The 6,496-nt window shown below is 53.2% G+C and carries 7 protein-coding genes; 4 read left to right on the forward strand and 3 right to left on the reverse strand.

The features are described from left to right. Positions 1-20: 20 nt before the first annotated feature. Together CA13_RS03170 and CA13_RS03175 are read right to left on the reverse strand one after the other, a co-directional pair. Entirely contained in the window at positions 21-1,172 is a 1,152-nt protein-coding gene (locus tag CA13_RS03170; RefSeq protein WP_146394565.1) for an aminotransferase class V-fold PLP-dependent enzyme, read from the reverse strand. Positions 1,173-1,289: 117 nt separating this feature from the next. Then, positions 1,290-1,721, reverse strand: coding sequence for a molybdenum cofactor biosynthesis protein MoaE (locus tag CA13_RS03175; RefSeq protein ID WP_146394566.1), 432 nt, complete (start codon positions 1,719-1,721; stop codon positions 1,290-1,292). 314 nt (positions 1,722-2,035) lie between these two features. On the opposite strand from CA13_RS03175, the gene CA13_RS03180 reads away from it, so the two are divergent. From CA13_RS03180 to CA13_RS03190, 3 genes are all read left to right on the forward strand, one after another. After that, on the forward strand, positions 2,036-2,737 hold the full coding sequence (locus CA13_RS03180; protein WP_146394567.1) for a DUF3467 domain-containing protein: 702 nt from the start codon (positions 2,036-2,038) through the stop codon (positions 2,735-2,737). Positions 2,738-2,892: 155 nt separating this feature from the next. Next, positions 2,893-3,585 (forward strand): Maf family protein, encoded by a 693-nt coding sequence (locus tag CA13_RS03185; RefSeq protein ID WP_419193879.1) that lies wholly within the window; start codon positions 2,893-2,895, stop codon positions 3,583-3,585. A gap of 63 nt (positions 3,586-3,648) precedes the next feature. Beyond that, positions 3,649-4,650, forward strand: coding sequence for a DUF1573 domain-containing protein (locus CA13_RS03190; protein WP_419193880.1), 1,002 nt, complete (start codon positions 3,649-3,651; stop codon positions 4,648-4,650). Here CA13_RS03190 and CA13_RS03195 read toward each other — a convergent pair. Beyond that, complete coding sequence (locus CA13_RS03195; protein ID WP_146394568.1) at positions 4,647-4,913, reverse strand: hypothetical protein; 267 nt, start codon at positions 4,911-4,913, stop codon at positions 4,647-4,649. The genes CA13_RS03190 and CA13_RS03195 overlap by 4 nt on opposite strands. A gap of 80 nt (positions 4,914-4,993) precedes the next feature. Here CA13_RS03195 and CA13_RS03200 point away from each other — a divergent pair, with 80 nt between their 5' ends. Next, positions 4,994-6,175 carry a Gfo/Idh/MocA family protein gene (locus CA13_RS03200; protein ID WP_146394569.1) on the forward strand — a complete coding sequence of 394 codons (1,182 nt, stop codon included), beginning with the start codon at positions 4,994-4,996 and terminating at the stop codon, positions 6,173-6,175. Positions 6,176-6,496 lie beyond the last annotated feature (321 nt).

A 6,496-nucleotide genomic window follows, 5' to 3' on the forward strand; every position in this document is an offset into this window, starting at 1 on the left:
TGAGTTAGGGAACAAGTGTGTTACATATCCGCCAAACTTTGCATTGCCAAAATGGCTTGATCGATTTCTCCGCTCGTGGTCGTTGCACCGCCGCTAATTCGAAGTGTTCCATTGGGATAGCTGCCAAGAAACTCGTGGATACGTGCGGCACAGTGTAACCCTGCACGTGTCTCAATGGCGTACTCGGCGTCCAGAATCGCTGCTAAATCATGCGGCGACAATTCGTCGACCGCGATACTGGCGATCGGCAACCGCCCTGCTTGGCCAAACACACGCACCCCTCGGATCGAACGTAATCCCAAGTGCAATTGCTCTGCCAAACGAGCACCATGTTTTGCGATCGAGGATTCCCCTTTTTTCGAAATCGCTTTCAGACCAGCTTCCCAACCGGCAAGTGCTGGGACATTCAAATTCCCTGGTTCCAATTTCATTGGCATCGTGTGGGGCATCGATAGCGATTCCGATTGCGAACCGGTCCCACCAAATACGGACGGTGCAATTCGCTCATGCCAACTCGGCGCAACATAAAGGAAACCTGTTCCCTGCGGCCCGCCACCTCCTTTGTGCCCAGGTGCGGCCAACAAATCGATCCGCGATTGCATCACGTTGATCGGCAAATAACCAAAGCTTTGGGCTGCATCACACAGAAACGCGGCTGGATGATCGCCAAGCTTATGACCGATTTCAACAATCGGCTGTTCGGCGCCTGTGACGTTTGACGCCGACGTGACGGCGACCAAACGCGTCTTCTCTGTTAGAGCGTTGATCACGCTATCGGCGTCGACGGTGCCTGATTGGTCGCAATCGACAATCGTCAACGAGATGCGGCCCATCGTTTTCAAATGCCATAAACACCTCAACACACTGTTGTGCTCCACGGCGGTCGTAACGACATGATCGCCATTTTGAACCACACCAACAATGGCCGCATTGCACGCCGTCGTACCGTTACTAAACAGAGCGATGCATTGGGACGAGGGAGCTTGAATCAGGCTTGCAATGGCGCGACGGATGGAGTGAACAACCGCATCCGCTTCACTCGCCGAGCGGTATTGGCCCCGTCCCGATGCTGCCCCACAAGTGCGCAAAAAACGCTCAATGGCGTCGAGCACCGAGGGGTCCTTCGGCCAAGAGGTCGCGGCATGATCAAGATAAATACGAGGCAAAGTCATCGGTTTGTTAAGATGGTCACCCTTCACACTGCAAAATGATGTTTCCCAAACGCACCGGTACGGAGCGCGACGCGACACGATTCAATTCATAGCCCACAAGACTCATCCCACAAGCAATCAACGATGGACCCACTCGGACGATCCGTCAACAAAGGTCTCTTGTTTCCAAATGGGAACATCTTGTTTCAAATGATCCATTAACCAGGGTAACGCCGCGAATACTTGTTTGCGATGGGGACTACTGCACCCAATGACCACACTCGCTTCACCCACGGGAACGATCCCCAACCGGTGAACGATCACCAATCGAGTCAGTTCGAATCGCTCGGTCGCCTCACGTGCCAACCGATTTAACTCTGAAATCGCCATCGATTCATGAGCTTCGTAGGAGAGGATCTGCGTAATCTTGTCACCTGTCCGCCGACGCGTCACGCCGTGGAACCAACCATGAGCCCCGACGTCAGGGTCCGCAATGAACGATTGCAATTGGCCAACATCGATCCCTTTGGAAACGAGCTGAACCAAAATTGGATCGCGAGAATCGTTCATGAATCAATAAAACCGGAGTGCTGGTCGAGGACTGCGGGTCAAAACAGTCGGCTCAAAAAGTTCGTGACAATAAGATTTGTGAGTTTGAGTTTGTGACAATCGCTACCGAGGCCCAATACTCCATAGCCGATGCCCCAAGGCCTTTGAATGTTCAACGGCTTAGCAGTGTTCAAGCTATTGGTTTGATGAGGGGCCCGATGCAAACCTCAAAGCCAATCACATCACGCTACTCGATGTTTGCGGTTTGCGTTATAGTACACTTTCGCGGCAACCTTGCCATTGGTTGCCTTCCATCCGCGTGCGATTGAAAGACTATGACTTCTGATTCTGGCTCTTCACCCGATCGACCTGACCCGTCGGACGCTAACCCTGCTCTCCGTGCTCGCGTGCCAGACCACGTAGCCGACGGCTGTTTCAGTACGGGTGCAATCGTCATGACGGGGCCCAGTGAATTCATTGTCGATTTTCTGCAAACGATCGGGCGACCGCATCGCGTTGCTTCGCGAGTCGTGATACCTCATCCTGTGATGCCTCAATTTATCGATGCGTTGCAGACTAATTTGGAACTGTATCGCGGTCGTTTTGGTGATCCACCTTCGCCACCAACACCGGCGCCGGGTGAACAACCACGGCGACCAACTCCTCAAGAAATCTACGACGACTTGAAATTACCCGACAGTGTCCTCAGTGGCGTTTACGCAAATGGGGTGATGATCGGTCACGGCGCAAGCGAGTTTGGACTCGATTTTTTGACCAGCTTTTTCCCTCAGTCGGCCGTGAGCGCGAGAGTCTTTGTCGCTGCGGGACAAATCCCACGTTTGCTGGAGTCGCTCAAGGGAGCCGTCCGGCAACTAGAGCAGCGACGCCAAGGCGGAACTCCCGATATGCAACCACCATCGGAAAGCAACCCTGACACAAATGGCCCTGACACAAATGGCCCTGACACAAATGGCCCTGACACGAACGGGCCTGACACAAACGGGCCTGAGGAAGGAACGCCACCCCCCATCCATTGACCCGCTAGTGTCCAAGCGTACGCCGGCCGAACATCCAGCTGCCCAAAAACGAATTAGCCCAAAAACGAATTAGCCCAAAAACGAATTGGCCCAAAAACGAATTGGCCCAAGAACGAATTGGCTCGTAAGTCGACACTCCAACGAACTCGCTCTTCATGAAATTCACGGACCATTTGCAGCTCATGCAATCCCTTCCCCAAAGTGATTTGCCGACCGACGAGCCGTTGATTTTGGCCAGTGGTTCGCCTCGACGGGCTCAATTGCTCAAAGCGGCAGGTTACGAATTCTTAGTCCAACCAGCGAGTGATGAAGCCGAATGCGGCCTGTGCTCGCGTGAAACCGCCCCCGAATTGGTGGCCCGGTATGCTTACCGAAAAGCTGCCGATGTGGCTCTGAAAATCCAAGGAAAAAACAAGACCGGGTTAGTGATCGGTGCGGATACGGTCGCATCGGTCTATGGACAAATCTTGGGAAAACCAACCGATCAGCAGCACGCCGAATCGATGCTCCGGCGGCTAAGCGGACGGCGGCATGATGTGTACACCGGTGTGTGTGTTTGGTCCGTCGCGACGAATCGATGCGTCGTCGAAGTTGTACGAACCGAATTAAAAATGAAGCCGCTAACCGATTCGATGTTAGCAAACTATTTGGAATCGATGATGTGGGAAGGCAAAGCGGGTGCGTTTGGCTTTCAAGACGGCAACGATTGGCTCGAAATCGTCGATTCAGGAAGTGAATCGAATGTGGTAGGGTTGCCGATGGAACGATTAGCCGAAATTTTTGCAGATTTTGATACGCTCGCAAAAGCAATCAACCCATTTGGCGAGAATCCGCCTTTGTCTAAATAGCCAATCTTGCTATTGTCCCTAATATTCACACTTCGCTTCCTTCACCAGATTGGCTTGGATGTCATGCTTCGTCGTTTCGCTTTAGTGTTTGGTTTGTTTCTCGCCGGAAGCCTCGTTTCCTGCTTGGCCCAGGGCCAAGATTGGGCAGACAAAATGTTCAAGGTCCACGAGCACGATTTCCGCACTGTCGGCCGCGGAGCGAAATGCGAATTTCACTTTGAATTAACGAACCAGTACGAAGAAGACGTTCATATCGCAGCCGTCCGCAGCAGTTGTGGATGCACGACCCCATCGCTAACGAAAGAAACGATCAAAACACACGAATCCGGCGCTGTAGTCGCGACCTTCAACACGAACACATTCATTGGCAAAAAAGGCGCGACATTCACCGTTGTGTTCGACAAGCCCTACTACGCGGAAGTCCAGCTGAAAGTTAGCGGTTTCATTCGTACCGACATCACCTTCGATCCTGCGGAAGTCGCATTCGGTGAATTCCGCGCCGGAGAAACACAACAACGTGAAATCGTGATCTCGCATACAGGAAACAGCAGTTGGCGAATCACCGATGTGCGCAGCCATTGTCCGAACCTGCAAGTTCGATTGAATCCACCTGAATTGTCCCCAGGATTGGTTCGCTACCGAATGCTGGTCACCATGAAAGATGACGTGCCCGAAGGGGAAATCCACGAACGATTAACCTTGATCAGCAACGACCGCGATTTCCCAACCACGGAGATGGCGATCTCCGGACGCGCTCGTTCGGCCGTCAGCATTTCTCCCGCCGCAGTGACGCTGGGAACGACAACAACCGATGGAGTCGTCGAAAAACGCCTCGTCGTCAAAGGCGATGAAGCGTTTGAGGTGAAGGATATCGTTTGCGCCGACACTCGGTTTGAGTTCGAGATTCCCGTTGGCAATAAGAAGCTGCATTTCATCAAAATGCGGTTCAAAGGTGACGGAACCGAAGGACGCGTTAATCAATCGATCCGCGTCGTAACCAATCTTCCCGGCGATCAGGCCGCCGAATGCACAGTGACAGGTACCGTTGCCAATAACACTCCCTAAGAGGTACACGCGAATCGATCGCGGTTGGGTTCCAGGCAGATGCGTTGCGAGGCGGACGCGGGGGCTCCGCGTTTGATCCCCGACAAATCGCGTTTGGTGAACGACAAATCACTGCGTCGGTTGTTCGCTCGGTCACACCCCAAAAGGTGGAGCGACAACATCTTGCACCAATGCGTGTTGGACATACGCCCAACGCATCGCGTCCCCTTGAAAACCGCTTCGTTTCCGCGTAGAAAAGTGTCTTCTAGATCCAGCAGCATCATGCGATTGTCGCGTTTTGCATCATTCCCACCCAGCTCACCCAATGGCCGGTGCTTTGACGGCCTCAGCGCGGAGTCTTTCGATGAGTAGTATTAACGTAGCGATGATTGGCCAAGGTTTCATGGGCCGTTCACATTCGAACGCTTGGGGCCAAGTCGCCAAATTCTTCAAAACCCCCGCAAAGCCTGTCATGCACACGGTGTTTGGCCAAGAAGCGGAAAACCCGCAAGCGTTCGCGGACAATTGGGGATGGCAAAATGCTTCCACCGATTGGGAATCGGTCGTTAAAGATCCCAAAATCGACGTCGTCGATATCGTGACCCCCAACTTCATGCACGCACCACCAGCCAAAGCGGCGATCGCCGCCGGCAAACATGTCGCATGCGAAAAACCGATCGCAGGCACACTCGCCGAAGCGCGGGAAATGGCAGAAGCAGCGAACAAGGCAGGTGTGAAAACAGCGGTTTGGTTCTGTTACCGCCGCGTCCCCGCCGTCGCTTTGGCTCACCAAATGGTCAAAGATGGCTTGCTTGGCGACATCCTTCACGTCCGTGCACAATACCTGCAAGATTGGGCCGACGAATCGGTACCCTTGGTTTGGCGGTTCAAGAAAGAACTCGCTGGATCGGGTGCGCACGGCGACTTGAACGCTCACATCATCGACATGACTCGCTTTGTAACCGGCGAAGAAATCACGGAAATCTCCGGTGCAATCTCCGAAACCTTCATCAAGAAACGCAAATTGATGACGGGTGTTTCCGCCGGCAACATCGCTGCGGGACTACAAGGTACCGAGGAAATGGGCGATGTCACCGTCGACGATACCGTGCTGTTCTTGGCCCGTTTCAGTGGTGGAGCAGTCGCTAGTTTTGAGGCGGCACGCCAAGCGACCGGTAACCAAAACCGCAACGGATTCGAAATCAACGGCACGAAGGGTTCATTGAAGTTCGACTTTGAACGAATGAACGAACTGAACTACTACGATGCAACACGACCACGAGCGGTCCAAGGGTGGACAAACATTATGTGCACCCACGCGGGTGATCACCCTTACGTTGCCAATTGGTGGCCTGACGCTCACTTGATCGGCTACGAGCATTGCTTCACCAACGAAGCCTATGATTTCCTTAGCGAAATCGCCGGCGAAACCCCAACTGTGCCGATCCCAACTTTCGAAGACGCCTACCAAACTCAGCGTGTCCTCGAAGCTTCGGCATTGTCCGCCGCTGAAAAACACGCGATCAACATGGACGACGTGAAGTAAGCAAGTAGCACGGAACCCGTGAAGTACGGGGCACTCCCTACTACCCACGATTCACCCATCGAAAAAGGCGTCGGAGTAACCCGACGCCTTTTTTTTTCTTCTACGTGCCATATCTCGCTTCTAAAGTCTATAAAGGGCCATCCAGTTTTCTTTTTTGGCAAAAAGCTTTTCCTGAGTCTTTTGTTCGGAAATATTCCCCCTTTGGACGCAATCGGAGTGGGAACCCTCCCTTCCTGCGAGATCACATGCATCTTTACAGCATCGACCGCGCAGCACACAACGCTAATCGCAAAATCAGTTGCAGGTTCGAGCGTGCGGAAC

The organism is Novipirellula herctigrandis (genome assembly GCA_007859835.1).
In the GTDB taxonomy this organism is placed as follows: Bacteria; Planctomycetota; Planctomycetia; order Pirellulales; family Pirellulaceae; genus Novipirellula_A; species Novipirellula_A herctigrandis.